This is a genomic window from Nocardioides sp. GXQ0305 (assembly GCF_050880345.1).
In the GTDB taxonomy this organism is placed as follows: Bacteria; Actinomycetota; Actinomycetes; order Propionibacteriales; family Nocardioidaceae; genus Nocardioides.
The window spans coordinates 262,773-277,492 of record NZ_JBNYXG010000002.1 but is presented as its reverse complement, the minus strand read 5'-3'; the positions used below and the strand labels follow the sequence as shown (position 1 = coordinate 277,492).

The following is a 14,720-nucleotide window of genomic DNA, read 5'->3' as shown; positions in this document are numbered from 1 at the left end:
GAGGTGCGACGGGGGCCGGGCAGCGGGCGCCTCCTGGGGCGGAGGTTGAGGTGCGACGGGGGCCGGGCAGCGGGCGCCTCCTGCGGCGGAGGTTGAGGTGCGAAGGCCCCCGGGCAGCGGGCGCCTCCTGCGGCGGAGGTTGAGGTGCGAAGGCCCCCGGGCCTGAGCCTCGAAACCCCTGCACTGGTGCAGGGCCTGAGCACGGTCGGTCGCTGTCGGCGCTCCTGAATAGGCTGGGCGCATGCCCGACACGCCCGACCGGCGGCTGCTGCTGGTCCACGCCCACCCTGACGACGAGACCATCAACAACGGCGCCACGATGGCGAAGTACGTCGCGGAGGGCGTCGGCGTCACGCTGGTGACCTGCACGGCCGGTGAGATGGGCGAGGTGCTGGTGCCCGACCTCCACCACCTCGCCCACGACAACGACGGCGGCCTCGGCGAGCACCGGCGCACCGAGCTCGCGGCGGCACTCCAGGTCCTCGGGGTCACCGACCAGCGCTGGCTGGGCGGGTTCGGCACCTTCCACGACTCCGGCATGGCCTGGCACGAGGACGGCCACGCGATCGCCGCCGAGGTCGTGCCCGAGAACGCCTTCTGGCACGCCGACCTCGTCGAGGCCGCCGACCACCTCGTCGCCGTCATCCGCGAGGTCCGGCCGCAGGTGCTGGTCACCTACGACGAGTTCGGCGGCTACGGCCACCCCGACCACGTCCAGGCCCACCGGGTGGCGACGTACGCCGCCGACCTGGCCGGCGTCGGCTCCTACAAGCTCGAGCTCGGCGAGCCGTGGGAGGTCGCCAAGGTCTACTGGTGCGCGACCTCCGAGGACCTGATGCGCGAGAGCATCCGCGCTCTCCGCGCGGCCGGCGACACCGAGACCTTCCAGGAGATGGACCCCGACGGCGACCTGGGGCCGTTCTTCACCCCCGACGCGCTGATCTCCACCCGCATCGACGGTGCCGCCCACGTGGAGCGGAAGATGAGCGCGCTGGCCGAGCACCGCACCCAGGTCGAGCAGGACGGCCCGTTCTTCCAGGGCGCCGAGAGCGGACACGCCTTCTGGGCCGAGGAGTGCTACCGGATCGCGCGCGGCGAGGCCCGGCGCGGTCCCGACGGCGTCGAGACTGACCTGTTCGCCGGCCTGTGACCCGGTGCTCGTGATGCGGGTGCTGCAGGCGGTGGCGCTGCTCGTCGCCGGGGCGGCGTCGGGCGTCGCCGCCGTCGCGGTGCACGGCCACTGGTGGGGGCTTCCGCTCGCGGCCGTGGCGGTCCTCGTCACGCTGGTCGCTGTCGGCCCCGGCTGGTCGACCCGGCTCCCCTTCGCGGTCGGGTTCGTCGGTGTGGTGGCGCGCCTGTCGCTCACCCGTCCCGAGGGCGACTTCGTGCTCGCCGCCGACGCACCGGGCTACCTGCTGCTGCTGCTCACGCTGGTGGTGGCCGGGTTCGCGCTCGGCACCCTGCCGCGCCCGGGTCGAGGGCGTCACCCGGTCGACGCGGACGTCCCTCCTAGGATGTCCGCCGATGAGCACTGACGCGCGCGAGTCGGCCGGAGGCAAGGTCGTCTGGCTGATGCTGTTGGTGCTGGCCCTGCTGCTGAGCGGTGGCTACGCCGCGGCGTACGCCGCCGCCGGGCGCGACGTCCCGCGCGGCACCACGGTCGAGGGCGTGCAGATCGGCGGCCGGCCACCGGCCGAGGCGGTCGCCGCGCTCGAGGCCGGACTGGCGGAGCGCACCGCCGACCCGGTCCGGGTCGAGGTCGACGGCGAGGTGCTGCAGGTCGATCCCGCCGAGGTCGGACTCTCCGTCGACTACGAGGAGTCCGTGGCGGCCGCGGGCGGCGGCCGCTCCTGGCACCCCTCCCGGCTCTGGGACCACTACACCGGGGGCGACGACCTCGACGCGGTCGTGGACGTCGACGACGCCGCCCTCGACGCCTACGTCGACCGACTCGCCGACCAGGTCGGGACCCCGGCGAGGGACGGTGGTGTCGCCTTCGACGGGACCCGGATCGACGTCACGCAACCGCGCACCGGCCGGGCCCTCGACCCCGACGCCGCCGCCGACGCGATCGTCGCCGGCTACCTCGGCGACAGTCCGGCCCGGATCGACCTGGAGGCGACCCCGCCGGACGTCGACCAGTCCGACGTACGCCGTGCGGTCGACGGCTTCGCCAACCCCGCCATGTCGGGCCCGGTGACGATCCTGTTCGAGGACTCGCGCGTCCGGCTGACCCCGTCGGTCTACGCGCGCGCTCTCGGCACCGAGCCGCGCGGTGGCGTGCTGGTGCCGACGCTCGACCGCGACCGGCTGGCCCGGCTCATGGACCGACGGATCAGCAGCAACGCCGAGCCCGTCGACGCCCGCTTCCGGATCGTCGACGGCACGCCGCGCATCGTGCCCTCGCGTCCGGGCGTGACCTACGACCGCACCGACCTGGCCGAGGGGTTCCTCGACCTGGTGACCCGCCCCGAGGCCCGCCGCACGCAGCGGGTGAAGGCCACCACCGACCGGCCGGAGTTCACCACCGCCGAGGCCAAACGGCTGGGCATCCGCCGGCGGGTCTCCACCTTCACCACGTACTACCCCCACGCCGACTACCGCAACACCAACATCGGGCGCGCGGGCGAGCTGGTCGACGGGACGGTGCTCGAGCCCGGCGAGACGTTCTCCCTCAACGACACCGTCGGCGAGCGCACCCGGGCCAACGGGTTCACCGAGGGCTACGTCATCTCCGACGGCATCCTGGTCTCCGACCTCGGCGGCGGGGTGTCGCAGATGGCCACGACGACGTTCAACGCGGCGTTCTTCGCCGGTCTCGAGGACGTCGAGCACAAGCCGCACTCGTTCTACATCGACCGCTACCCCGTCGGCCGCGAGGCCACCGTCGCGTGGGGGTCGGTCGACCTGCGCTTCCGCAACGACACCCGGCACGGCGTGCTCGTCACCGCCGACGTGACGCCGAGCACCGTCTCGAGCTCCGGCGTCGTGACGGTCAGCATGTGGTCGACCAAGACGTGGGACATCACCGCCCGCACCGGTGACCGCTACAACTTCACCCAGGAGCAGACGCGGCGCGTCGACACCCGGCAGTGCCACCCCAACGACGGGTACGGCGGCTTCGACATCAACGTGTGGCGCGACTTCCGGCGGCCGGGCTCCTCGGAGGTCGTGCGGTCGGAGAAGTTCCACACGACGTACATCCCGAGCGACACCGTGGTCTGCACCCACCCCAACCCCACCGACGGCTGAGGCTGCTGCGTCGTACCCGACATCTGCGTGGTCGGACCCGCCGGGGGACGACAGGGAGGCCGGGTGCGAGTGGGAGGGTGTCGCGCATGCTGGAACACCTGCGGCTGACCGTGCCGCCCGATCTCGTCCCGGACGTCCTCGACCTGGTCTCCGAGCACGACTACGTCACCAACGTCGTCCGCCACGAGGGCGTCTGCCTGGTCCCCGAGGGTGACCTGATCGAGTGCGACGTCGCCCGGGAGGCGGCGAGCGACCTGCTCGACGACCTGCACCGGCTCGGGCTGTCCAGGAAGGGCGGCGTGCTCGTGATGAGTCCCGACAGCACGCCGTTCGTCGAGGCGGAGCGGATCGCCGCGCTCGCCCCCGGCGACCCCGAGGACGCCGTGATCTGGCCCGAGGTGGTGGAGCGGGCCGAGGCCGCGGGACGGCCGACCGTGACCTACCTGGTCTTCATGGTGCTGGCCGTGATCCTCGCCGCGGTGGCGGTGCTCACCGACTCCCCGATCCTGGTGGTCGGCGCGATGGTCGTCGGACCCGAGTTCGGCGCAGTGGCCGCCGTGTCGGTGGGGGTGGTGCTCGGGAAGTGGCTGGTCGCGGGCCGGGGAGCAGCACTCCTCGTCGGCGGCTTCGTGTTCGCGATCCTCGTGGTCGCGCTGCTCGCGCTGCTGTCCTCGTGGGCCACCCTGGTCGACCCGGCCATGCTGCGGGCGCCGCGGCCCCAGACCGGCTTCATCTGGCGCCCCGACATCTGGTCCTTCGTCGTCGCCCTGGTCGCCGGCACGGCCGGCGTCCTGGCCATGACCACCGACCGCGCCAACGCCATGGTCGGCGTGTTCATCTCGGTCACCACCGTCCCGGCCGCCGGCAACTTCGCGCTCGCCCTCGCGCTGGGCGACGTACCGGAGATGGTGGGCTCGGCGCAGCAGCTCGGCGTGAACCTGCTCTGCATGGTGCTGGCGGGCTGCCTCGTGGTGCTGCTGCAGCGGTTGCTGTGGGACAAGGTGCTGCGGCTCTCGGAGCGGGTGTTCCGCTACCGCGACGGCGCGGTCATCAGCTCCCGGGTGCGCGACCTCACACCGTGACGCCGGGTGCGACGTAGCGGTGGTCGTGGTGGGTCCGGAACCCGATCCCCTCCCAGAGACCGACCGCAGCCGCGTTGTCGGACTCGACGTGCAGCCACGCCGTGCTCGCGCCGCGCTCGGCTCCCCACTCCAGCAGCGTCGACACGACCGTGCGCGCCAGCCCGCGACGGCGGTGCCCCGGGTCGACGACGACGCCGTGGACGCCGAGCCAGTCGCCGTCGACCGCCGCGCGGCCGCGGGCGGTGTCGCCGAGCCGCACCTCGACCCGGGCGTCGTCCTCGACGAGCGTGGCGTCGGCCGGCGGGGGGTCGAGCCGGCGCCTGACCGCGGCCACGGACGCGAGCTGGGTGTGGACGGGCGCCAGGTCGATCGGGACCCAGTGGAGGTCGGCCAGCTCGTCCTCGCGACGTGACCCCAGCTCGACGACCGCCAGCGGCGGCCGGCCGTGCAGCTCCGAGAACCGGAGCACCCGGTCCAGGGCGTCGGGCAGGGGGACCCCCGGATCCCCCATCGCCAGCGCCGAGCTGCCGCGTCGTGGGTAGCGACCGTCGACCAGGGGTCCGGCGCGGAGCACCCACTCGCCCACCTGCTCGGTGACCACGCCGGGCCACAGCCCCGCGACGTGCCGGTGGATCGCGAGGGGAGGGACCCGCTGGCGCACCGACGGGCGCGGCGGTACCGGCTTGCCGGACACCACGAGCGCGAGGGGGATGGTCACCGCCGGGCCGTCGTCGGGCTGCACGACGCACTCGAGGGCCGACCAGCGCAGGCACACACCGACGACGTCGGTCATCGCCGGGCCGCCGCTCGGTCCAGTCTCGCCGGGCACCACGCGGCGTACGACGACCCGGGAGCCGACGACGTGGGGGCCCAGTGTGTGGGCCCCGGCGTGGACCGGGCGAGGATCGGGCACGTCGGGATACTAGGCTGGTGGGGCAGCTGCTTCCGCGCCCACTCCAAGGAGGTACTGGTGACCTACGTCATCGCCCAGCCGTGCGTCGACCTCAAGGACCGCGCGTGCGTCGACGAGTGTCCCGTGGACTGCATCTACGAGGGCAAGCGGATGCTCTACATCCACCCCGACGAGTGCGTCGACTGCGGCGCCTGCGAGCCGGTCTGCCCGGTCGAGGCGATCTTCTACGAGGACGACACCCCGGAGGAGTGGAGCGCCTACTACGACGCCAACGTCCACTTCTTCGACGACCTCGGCTCGCCCGGCGGGGCCGCCAAGATGGGCGTGATCGACCACGACCACGAGGTCGTCGCCGCGCTGCCGCCGCAAGAACACGACGAGTGACTCAGCGGGTCTCGGATCGGCTCCCCGACTTCCCCTGGGACAGCCTCACCGAGCACGCCGCGACCGCCCGGGCCCACCCCGACGGCATCGTCGACCTCTCGATCGGCACCCCGGTCGACCCGACCCCGGCCGTCGTCCAGGAGGCTCTCGCGGCCGCCGCGGACGCCCCCGGCTACCCGCAGACGATCGGGCTCCCCGAGACGCGGCAGGCCGCGCTGGGCTGGATGGCCCGCCGGCTCGGGGTGACCGGGCTGGGGCTGGAGCACGTGCTCCCGACGATCGGCTCCAAGGAGCTGGTCGCCACGCTGCCGAGCCAGCTCGGGCTCGGTCCCGGTGACCTGGTCGTCCACCCGGAGGTGGCCTATCCGACGTACGCCGTGGGTGCGGCGTTGTGCGGTGCCCGGGCGGTGGCGAGCGACTCGTTGACCGCACTCGGCCCCGAGACCCCGGCCCTGCTGTGGATCAACTCGCCCGCCAACCCGTCGGGGCGGATGCTTCCGGTCGACCACCTGCGCAAGGTCGTCGACTGGTGCCGTGAGCGAGGGGTGCTGCTGGTCTCCGACGAGTGCTACATCGAGATGGCGTGGGAGGCCGACGCGCCGCCGGTGTCGGTGCTGCACCCCGACGTGTGCGGCGGGTCGCGCGAGGGGATCCTGGCGGTCCACTCGCTGTCCAAGCGGTCCAACCTGGCGGGCTACCGCTGCGCCTTCGTCGCCGGCGACGCCGATGTGGTGGCCGAGCTGCTCGCCGTCCGCAAGAACCTCGGCCTGATCATGCCCGCCCCCCAGCAGCGGGCGATGGTCGCCGCGCTCGACGACGACGCACACGTGACGGCCCAGCACGCGACGTACGCCGCCCGCCGCGCCCTGCTGCGCGAGGCGCTGGTGCAGGCGGGCTTCCGGATCGACCACTCCGAGGGCGCGCTCTACCTGTGGGCGACCCGCGACGGCACCGACTGCTGGTCGCTGGTGTCCTGGTTCGCCGAGCGCGGCATCCTGGTCGCCCCCGGTGCGTTCTACGGGCCCGCCGGACGCCACCACGTCCGGGTCGCCCTCACCGCCACCGACGAGCGGGTCGCCGCCGCGGTCGCCCGCCTCGCGGGATATCGGTAGTCCAGTGGCAAGTGGCCCCTGAACGGCGGCAGCATGGGGCCACTTGTCACTGAACTACCGGAAGTCGTCCACAGGCCGTCACTCGAAGACGTCGACGTGGACGTGGTCGCGGTGCTCGAGGATCGCGGCGGTCTCGGGGGACTCCCCGGAGGTGTCGGGGGTGTAGGGCCGCCAGCCGTCGCCGGAGCGCCAGCCGGCCGTCCAGATCCGGCCGTCGTAGATGACGGTGCGGATGTCGAGCCGGGCCGCCTGAGCGACCAGGTAGTGGGCCATCGCCCACCCGCGGTTGCGCGACTCCTGGTCGACCGGCCGGAAGAACACGTCGACGGCCCGGCCGTCGTAGTGCGCCGAGCCCTCCATGTGGCCGTCGCGGACGCCGCCGGGGGCGAAGCCGCCGAGGGACTGCCTCCCGAACGCCGCCTGCAGGTCGTCACGCACTGCTGCCGCGCGGCGGGTCAGCCCGGAGCCGTCGAGCCGGCTCGAGGCCGGGTCCGGCTCGTCGGTCATCGTGCAGTGGAACGCGCGCCACGACTGACCGGTGAGCGCGCTGGCCAGCACCCGCGCGTCCGCCTCGTGGTCGGCGTACGCCTGCGGGTAGCCGGACCGCTGCACCTCCTGCGCGGCGACCGTGACCTCGAGGGTCTCGAACCCCTCGACCCGGGCGAGCGCGTCGTAGAACGCGTTGATGGCGTAGACGGGGTCCCGGACCTGCCGGGACGTGCCCCACCCCTGCGAGGGCCGCTGCTGGAACAGCCCGAGGGAGTCGCGGTCGCCGTAGTCGAGGTTGTAGAGCTTCGACTCCTGGTACGCCGTCGCGATGGCGATCGTCGCCGCTCGCGCGGGCAGCCCGCGCTGGACCGAGATCGCCGACATCAGCGCGGCGTTCTCCGCCTGCTCCGGCGTCAGCCGGACCGACGAGCCCTGCACGGTGGCGGTGCACCGGTCGCCTGCGACGAAGGGGGCGACCGAGTCGCGGAAGACGAACCAGGTGACCACGCCACCGGCGACGAGGGCGACGACCACGCCGGCCGCCCACAGCGTGCGTCTCACGCGCAGTCCTAGTTGGCGTGGAGCGCGGCGTTCAGCTCGCTCCCCTGACCCTGCCACGGGACGGCCTCGATCGCGCCCGAGACGGAGTTGCGGCGGAACAGGATGTTGTCGACGCCGGACAGGGTGAGCGCCTTGACCACCTTCGGCTTGCCCTCCATGTCGGAGACGGTGACCTTGGTGCCGGCGGTGACGTAGCAGCCGGCCTCCACGACGCAGTCGTCGCCCAGGGAGATGCCGATGCCGGCGTTGGCGCCGATCAGGCAGCGCTCACCGACCCGGACGACCTCCTTGCCGCCACCGGACAGGGTGCCCATGATCGAGGCGCCGCCGCCCACGTCGGAGCCGTCGCCGACCACGACACCGGCGGAGACCCGGCCCTCGATCATCGAGGCGCCGAGCGACCCGGCGTTGTAGTTGACGAATCCCTCGTGCATCACCGTCGTCCCCTCGGCGAGGTGGGCGCCGAGACGGACCCGGTCGCCGTCGGCGATGCGCACGCCCGCCGGCGAGACGTAGTCGACCAGCCGCGGGAACTTGTCGATGCCGAAGACGGTGACGTGGTGGCCGGCCGCGCGCAGCCGGGCGCGGGTGGACTCGAAGCCCTTCACCGCGCACGGGCCCACCGAGGTCCACACCACGTTGGTGAGGGCGCCGAACACGCCGTCCATGGAGATCGTCTGCGGTGCGACCCGCCGGGTCGAGAGCAGGTGGAGCCGCAGCCAGGCGTCCTCGGTCCCGGTGATGGGCTGCTGGAGGTCGTCGACGACGACGCGGGTGACGCGTCGGGTGATCCCGCGCGTCTCGTCGTCGCCGGTGAGGGCGGTGAGCTCGCCGGGCTCGGGGGAGTCGTCGGGGGCAGCGAGGGCCGGTGCCGGGAACCACACGTCGAGCACGGTGTCCTCGGCGTCGAGGGTGGCCAGGCCCCAGCCCCAGGCAGTGGAGGGTGTGTCGGTCACGGGTGCCAGCCTACGGACGCACCCCCACTTCCGGGTGAGGCGGCCTGCTCGCGGAGCCAGCCGCCGAGAAGGGCGGCCGTGTCGGGCATCCACTCCTCGGGGGCGGTGTCCAGCGCGTCCACGAGCCGATCGAGCGTCCACCAGTCGCCCCACGCGACCTCTTCGGGCTGCAGCCGTACGGCGCCGTCCCAGCTCGTCGTGAACAGGTGCGCCCAGTAGTCGGTCCGGTCGTCGCCGTAGTGGGCGACGCCCAGCGGCTCGAGCTCGACACCGTGCACGCCGAGCTCCTCCTCGAGCTCGCGGGACGCGGCGTCGCGGGGGTCCTCGCCGGCGGCCACGACCCCTCCGGCCGCGAAGTCGTGCCGGCCGGGGTAGAGGTCCTTGGTGGTCGTACGCCGGTGCACGTGGACCCGGCCGAGCCGGTCGCGCACGACGACGGCAGTCGCTGCGTGGGTCAGGTTGCGCGCCCGCACCTGCGCCCGCGTGGCGGTCCCGGCCGGTCGACCTGCGGCGTCGTACAGCGCGACGACCTCGTCCTCCGGGGGCACCCCCGCAGCCTCTCACCCGCTCGGGGCGTGCGGCAGACTGGCGAGCATGCTGACTCTCGACGACGCCACCTCCCTCTGCTCCGCCGCTCGTGAGGCCGCCACCGAGCTGGGCGTGCCGATGTCCTTCGCGGTGATGGACCCCGCCGGCCACCTGGTCAGCCTGGCGCGGATGGACGGCGCGCCCTGGGTCAGCGCCGACGTCGCCCAGGGGAAGGCCTGGACGTCCGCGGCGTACGGGATGCCGAGCGCGGGGCAGAAGGCCAAGATGGAGCCGATGCCGAACTTCGCCGGCGCGCTCACGGCGATGACGCACGGCCGCTTCACGCCCCAGACCGGCGCGGTGCCGGTCTACCGCGACGGTGTCCTGCTCGGCGCCCTCGGCGCCAGCGGCGGCACCGGCGACCAGGACGAGGCGGTCTGCTCCCGGGCCGTCGCCGCCGCCGGGTTCAGCGCCGAAGCGGGGTAGTTCAGTGACAAGTGGCCCCTGGTGCACGTCTGTGGGGGCCACTTCTCACTGGAGTACCCGAGGAAGCAGAGCTCATCCGAGGGTGGCGAGGGCTGCCGGGAGGTCGTGGGTGGAGTCGACCTCGTGGTGGGGGCGGGGGCCGTCGGGGTCGAGGTCGTGGCCCGGCCGCCGCAGGCGTACGACGCGGATGCCCGCCTCGAGCGCGCCGCGTACGTCGCGGGCGGACGTCGGCACGTGCACGGGCGCGCCGAGCAGGTCGACCGCCTGCTGGTAGACGGCCGCGTGCGGCTTGTAGACGCCGAGTCGCTCGGAGGTCAGCGCGACCTCGTGGTCGACCAGCGGCGCGGCCGCGGTGCTGAGGAACAGGTCGTCGTCGACGCTGGACAGCAGCCCGGGTCGCCACCCTGCCTCGCGGACCAGCGGGAGCCCGGTCGCGACGTCGGGCCACAGCGGCCAGCCGGGCATCGACGCGGCGAGGACCTCGACCGCCTCGGCCGGGTCGCCCTCCAGGGCCAGCGCCTCGTAGGCCCCGGTCATCGCGCGTCGCGCGGGCACCCGCCACGGCACCCAGTCGCGGCAGTCGCGCTGGGCCGCCTTGTTGCGCGGGTCCCAGGCGTCGTACAGCTGTGACCCGACGACCTCCCAGCCGCGGCCGTGGGCCAGCTCGTCCAGCGCCGCGGACCCGCCGGTGCGCGAGTCGATCAGGGCCGAGAACAGGTCGAACGTGACGACCGGGGCGGTCACACCAGTGCGCTCCTGACCAGCTCGAGGGGGTGCCGGGCCTCGCGCTCGGTCCCGTGGCCGATCTGCTGTCGGCACGAGACGCCGGTCGCGGCCACCACCGTGTCCGCCGGCTCGGCGCGGACGGCCGGGAACAGCCGGTCCTCGCCCACCTGCATCGAGATCTCGTAGTGCTCGGCCTCGAAGCCGAACGACCCGGCCATGCCGCAGCAGCCGGCGTCGACCTCGGCGACCTCGGCACCCGGGATGCGGGACAGCAGCGCGACGGTCGCAGCGGTGCCGACCTCGGCCTTCTGGTGGCAGTGGCCGTGGTAGAGGATCTTCCGCCCGGCCAGCCAGGAGTCGGACGCGAGCCGGAGCCGGCCGTCGTCGACGGCCTCGCTCAGCAGCTCCTCGACCTGCCGCACCCGTCCGCCGACGTCGCGGACGTGGGGGTCGTCGGGCAGCAGGGCGCGGTGCTCGTCACGCAGCGTGAACAGGCACGACGGCTCGCAGCCGACGATCGGGGTGCCGGGGGCGGACCCGGCCGAGAGGCGACGCGCGAGCCCGGCGGCCTGCTTCCGGGCGTCGTCGAGCAGGCCCTTGGACATGCTGGCCCGGCCGCAGCAGCCGCCGCTCTCGAGGCGGACGGTGTGCCCGGCGGCTTCGAGCAGCTCGATCGCCGCGCGACCGACGCCGGGCTCGGTGAAGCTGGTGAACGAGTCCGCCAGGAACGTGACCTCTCCGGCGCCGCCAGCCGAGGCCGGCGTACGCCGGGAGAACCAGCGCGGCAACGTCTCGCGGGCGAACACCGGCAACGGCCGCTCGGGGGCGATGCCCACCCGACGGCCCATCGCCCGCCGCAGGAACGGCGCCCGGCCGGGCAGGTTCGACAACGGCGCCGTCGCCGAGCCCAGCCTGTTGAGCCGCCGGATCGCGCCGAACACGCGGGAGCGCAGCGGGGTGCCGTGCACCTGGTGGTGCTGGTGGAGCGTCTCGCTCTTGAGCGACGCCATGTCGACGCCGAGGGGGCACTCGCTCTTGCACGCCTTGCACATCAGGCACAGGTCGAGGATCTCGTGCAGCCGCTCGTCGGCCAGCGCGGCCTTCGGGTCCGCCTGGCTCAGCGCCTTCACCAGGGCGTTCGCCCGCCCGCGGGTGGAGTCCTCCTCGAGCCGGGTCGCGATGTACGACGGGCACATCACGCCGGCGGTCGTCTTCCGGCAGGCCCCGATGTTCATGCACCGGTCGGCCGCGCCGCGCATCCCGCCGACCACCTCGAAGTCGAGGGTGGTCCGGAGGGGGCCCGCCTCGGGGAGTGCGGCGTCGCGCAGGTGGTCGGTCATCGACGGCGCGTCCACGATCTTGCCGGGGTTCATCACGTTGCCGGGGTCGAAGAGCGCCTTGACCTCGCGCATCGCCTCGTAGAGGTCGTCGCCGAAGATCTCCCGGTTGAACTCGCTGCGGACCAGGCCGTCGCCGTGCTCGCTGGAGTTGACGCCGCCGTACTCGCGGACCAGGTCCTTGACCTCGGTCGCGACCGCTCGCATCGCCACCACCTGCGACGGGTCGGCGACGTCGACGAACGGCCGGACGTGCAGGCACCCCACCGACGCGTGGCCGTAGAACCCGGCCTCGAGGCCGTGCCGGTCGAGCACGTCCTTGAAGCGCTGGGTGTACTCGCTCAGGTGGACGGGGTCGACGGCGGTGTCCTCGACGAAGGCGACCGGGCGGCGGGTGCCGACCGAGTTGGCCATCAGCAGGCCGAGGCTGGCCTTGCGGACCTTGAGCAGCGCGGCCTGCTGCTGGGCGGTGACCGCGCGCAGGGTGTGGTAGCCGTGACCGTGGTCCCGCCACAGCTCGATCAGCTGGTCGAGCCGGTGGGTGATCTCGTCGAGGTCGTCGCCGGTGAACGAGACGAACAGCAGCCCGACCGGGTCGCCCTCCAGGCTCTTGCCGAGGTCGGCGAACTCGATCTTGCTGCGGGAGAGGTCGAGGATCGTCTTGTCCATCAGCTCGACCTGCGCCGGGTCGAGCGAGAGCGCGTCGGTGGTGGCGTCGATCGCGGCGGGGATGGACTCGAAGTGGCCCACCGCGAAGACGGTGTGCCGCGGCTTGGGCACCAGGTCGACCTCGGCGCGGGTGGTGACGGCCAGGGTCCCCTCCGAGCCGACGACGAACCTCGCGAGGTCGAAGGGCGTGGCGGGATCGGCGAGCCGGTCGAGCCGGTAGCCGCAGGCCCGCCGCCAGAACGGCGGGAAGTCCTCGGCGATGGAGCGGGCGTGCCGCTCCATGATCGCCGGCAGGCCGGCGTAGATCCGGCCCTCGAGGGTGTCCTCGCGAGCACGGCGGGCACGCTCGGCCTCGTCGACCGGCTCCAGCCGCGCGGTCGACCCGTCGGAGAGCACCACGTCGAGCGCCTGCACGTGGTCGATCGTCATGCCGTAGCGCAGGCTGCCGCTGCCGGCTGAGTTGTTGCCGGTCATCCCGCCGATGGTGGCGCGGTTGCTGGTCGAGGTGTCGGGCCCGAACAGCAGCCCGTGAGGAGCGGCTGCCTGGTTGAGCTGGTCCTGGACGACGCCCACGTCGACGACGGCCGTGCGCGACGACGGGTCGAGCTCGTGGATGCGGTCGAGGTGGCGGGAGGTGTCGAGCACGAGGCCGGCGCCGACGGTCTGCCCCGCGAGGCTGGTCCCGGCACCGCGGGGGGTGATCGGTACGCCGAGCTCCGCGGCCGCCGCCACGGCGGCGGCGACGTCGTCGGAGCTGCGCGGGTAGACCACGCCGAGCGGCAGCATCGTGTACATGCTGGCGTCGCGGGAGAACAGGTGGCGGCTGTAGTCGTCGAAGGCGACCTCGCCCTCGAGATCACGCTCCAGCCGGCGCCGCAGGGCCTCCTGCTGCCCCTCGACCTCGGTGGCGGTCACGGCTGCTCCAGCCGGGCCAGCGCGGCCTCGATCCCGCGATCGTCGATCGGCACGCCGGCCAGACGCAGCCCCATCTGCACGCCGGCGAGGGTGCCCGCCAGGGTGAGGTCGTTGAAGTGGCCGAGGTGCCCGATCCGGAACACGGTGCCCGCGACCTTGCCGAGGCCGGCGCCGAGGGACATGTCGTAGCGCTCGAGGATCACCCGGCGTACCTGGTCGGCGTCGTGGCCGTCGGGGAGCAGGATCGCGGTCAGCACCCCGGAGTGCTCGCGCTCGTCGGCGCACAGGATCTCCAGGCCCCAGCCGCGGACGGCGGCCCGGGTCGCCTCGGCGTGCCGCTGGTGACGCGCGAACACGTTCGCCAGGCCCTCCTCGTCGAGGATCCGCAGCGCCTCCCGGAGCCCGTAGAGCAGGTTGGTCGCCGGCGTGTAGGGCCAGAAGCCGCGCTGGTTCGCCTCGAGGATCGGCTCCCAGTCCCAGTAGGACCGCTTGAGGCCGGCGCTCCTGGACGCCTCGAGCGCCTTGTCGCTCACGGCGTTGAAGCCGAGGCCGGGAGGCAGCATCAGCCCCTTCTGCGACCCGCTGACGGTGACGTCGACGCCCCACTCGTCGTGGCGGTAGTCGATCGATCCGAGGGAGGAGATGGTGTCGACGAGCAGCAGGGCGGGGTGGCCGGCGCGGTCGATCGCGGCCCGGACCTCGGCGACCCGGCTGGTCACGCCGGTCGAGGTCTCGTTGTGGACCACGCACACCGCCTTGACCTCGTGGCCGGTGTCGGCCGTGAGGCGCTCCTCCACGACGTCCGGGTCGACGCCGTGCCGCCAGTCGCCGGGAACCAGGTCGACCTGGAGGCCGAGCTCGCCGGCCATCTTCTGCCACAGCAGCGCGAAGTGGCCGGTCTCGAAGGAGAGGACCCGGTCACCGGGGGACAGGGTGTTGACCAGCGCGGCTTCCCAGGCGCCGGTTCCCGACGACGGGTAGATCACCACCGGGTTGGTGGTTCCGAAGACCGGACCCACACCGTCGAGCACCGTCCGGCCGAGCTCCGCGAAGTCCGGACCGCGGTGGTCGATGGTCGGGGCGGACATCGCCCGCAACACCTCGTCGGGCACGTTGCTGGGGCCGGGGATCTGCAGGAAGTGGCGACCGGTGGGCCGGGACATGCGTGTCCTCTCGTACGACGGAGCCAGGGCGGTTGATTCGGCATGTGAAATCTAACCACGGTCTCACCCAGCCGCAATCGGCGGTTGACGAGCGTGGACACCCATGCTGTGATGCGGGGTGACTGGCGTCACTTTTCCGGATCGCGG

14 protein-coding genes are annotated in these 14,720 nt (G+C 73.2%); 7 read left to right on the top strand and 7 right to left on the bottom strand.

Annotation, left to right across the window (positions count from 1 at the left end; all coding sequences use genetic code 11):
* The first annotated feature begins 241 nt into the window (after window positions 1-241).
* From mshB to ACQ1X7_RS06160, 4 genes are all read left to right on the top strand, one after another.
* Window positions 242-1,150: an N-acetyl-1-D-myo-inositol-2-amino-2-deoxy-alpha-D-glucopyranoside deacetylase gene (gene mshB / locus ACQ1X7_RS06175; RefSeq protein ID WP_432477292.1), complete on the top strand. Its 909-nt coding sequence runs from the start codon at window positions 242-244 to the stop codon at window positions 1,148-1,150.
* A 13-nt stretch (window positions 1,151-1,163) separates the two neighbouring features.
* The gene (locus ACQ1X7_RS06170) at window positions 1,164-1,535 is read left to right on the top strand and encodes a hypothetical protein (protein WP_432477291.1); all 372 of its coding nucleotides are present in this window, start codon (window positions 1,164-1,166) and stop codon (window positions 1,533-1,535) included.
* A complete protein-coding gene (locus ACQ1X7_RS06165) occupies window positions 1,525-3,252 on the top strand; it encodes a VanW family protein (protein ID WP_432477290.1) in 1,728 nt (575 codons plus the stop codon). The genes ACQ1X7_RS06170 and ACQ1X7_RS06165 overlap by 11 nt, the downstream gene beginning before the upstream one ends.
* Before the next feature lie 86 nt (window positions 3,253-3,338).
* Window positions 3,339-4,334, top strand: a complete 996-nt coding sequence (locus ACQ1X7_RS06160; RefSeq protein ID WP_432477289.1) for a DUF389 domain-containing protein — start codon at window positions 3,339-3,341, stop codon at window positions 4,332-4,334.
* Here the strand turns inward: ACQ1X7_RS06160 and ACQ1X7_RS06155 are convergent.
* Window positions 4,324-5,247: a GNAT family N-acetyltransferase gene (locus ACQ1X7_RS06155; RefSeq protein ID WP_432477288.1), complete on the bottom strand. Its 924-nt coding sequence runs from the start codon at window positions 5,245-5,247 to the stop codon at window positions 4,324-4,326. The two genes, ACQ1X7_RS06160 and ACQ1X7_RS06155, sit on opposite strands and share 11 nt — an antisense overlap.
* Before the next feature lie 57 nt (window positions 5,248-5,304).
* On the opposite strand from ACQ1X7_RS06155, the gene fdxA reads away from it, so the two are divergent.
* Both fdxA and dapC read left to right on the top strand, forming a co-directional pair.
* On the top strand, window positions 5,305-5,631 hold the full coding sequence (gene fdxA, locus ACQ1X7_RS06150) for a ferredoxin (RefSeq protein ID WP_432477287.1): 327 nt from the start codon (window positions 5,305-5,307) through the stop codon (window positions 5,629-5,631).
* Window positions 5,628-6,743, top strand: coding sequence for a succinyldiaminopimelate transaminase (dapC, locus tag ACQ1X7_RS06145; protein WP_432477286.1), 1,116 nt, complete (start codon window positions 5,628-5,630; stop codon window positions 6,741-6,743). Before fdxA ends, dapC begins: the two co-directional genes overlap by 4 nt.
* Before the next feature lie 78 nt (window positions 6,744-6,821).
* Here the strand turns inward: dapC and ACQ1X7_RS06140 are convergent, their stop codons facing one another.
* From ACQ1X7_RS06140 to ACQ1X7_RS06130, 3 genes are read right to left on the bottom strand one after another with little or no spacing between them, the layout of a single operon-like run.
* Entirely contained in the window at window positions 6,822-7,793 is a 972-nt protein-coding gene (locus ACQ1X7_RS06140; protein WP_432477285.1) for a hypothetical protein, read from the bottom strand.
* A gap of 8 nt (window positions 7,794-7,801) precedes the next feature.
* Window positions 7,802-8,749: a 2,3,4,5-tetrahydropyridine-2,6-dicarboxylate N-succinyltransferase gene (gene dapD / locus ACQ1X7_RS06135; protein ID WP_432477284.1), complete on the bottom strand. Its 948-nt coding sequence runs from the start codon at window positions 8,747-8,749 to the stop codon at window positions 7,802-7,804.
* A complete protein-coding gene (locus ACQ1X7_RS06130) occupies window positions 8,746-9,297 on the bottom strand; it encodes an NUDIX hydrolase (protein WP_432477283.1) in 552 nt (183 codons plus the stop codon). Before ACQ1X7_RS06130 ends, dapD begins: the two co-directional genes overlap by 4 nt.
* A gap of 46 nt (window positions 9,298-9,343) precedes the next feature.
* Between ACQ1X7_RS06130 and ACQ1X7_RS06125 the strand changes: the two genes are divergently transcribed.
* Window positions 9,344-9,763 (top strand): GlcG/HbpS family heme-binding protein, encoded by a 420-nt coding sequence (locus tag ACQ1X7_RS06125; protein WP_432477282.1) that lies wholly within the window; start codon window positions 9,344-9,346, stop codon window positions 9,761-9,763.
* 72 nt (window positions 9,764-9,835) lie between these two features.
* Here the strand turns inward: ACQ1X7_RS06125 and ACQ1X7_RS06120 are convergent, their stop codons facing one another.
* From ACQ1X7_RS06120 to ACQ1X7_RS06110, 3 genes are read right to left on the bottom strand one after another with little or no spacing between them, the layout of a single operon-like run.
* Window positions 9,836-10,507, bottom strand: coding sequence for an HAD family hydrolase (locus ACQ1X7_RS06120; protein ID WP_432477281.1), 672 nt, complete (start codon window positions 10,505-10,507; stop codon window positions 9,836-9,838).
* Window positions 10,504-13,410 carry an FAD-binding and (Fe-S)-binding domain-containing protein gene (locus ACQ1X7_RS06115; RefSeq protein ID WP_432477280.1) on the bottom strand — a complete coding sequence of 969 codons (2,907 nt, stop codon included), beginning with the start codon at window positions 13,408-13,410 and terminating at the stop codon, window positions 10,504-10,506. Before ACQ1X7_RS06115 ends, ACQ1X7_RS06120 begins: the two co-directional genes overlap by 4 nt.
* Window positions 13,407-14,573: a pyridoxal-phosphate-dependent aminotransferase family protein gene (locus ACQ1X7_RS06110; RefSeq protein ID WP_432477279.1), complete on the bottom strand. Its 1,167-nt coding sequence runs from the start codon at window positions 14,571-14,573 to the stop codon at window positions 13,407-13,409. Before ACQ1X7_RS06110 ends, ACQ1X7_RS06115 begins: the two co-directional genes overlap by 4 nt.
* Window positions 14,574-14,720: the final 147 nt, after the last annotated feature.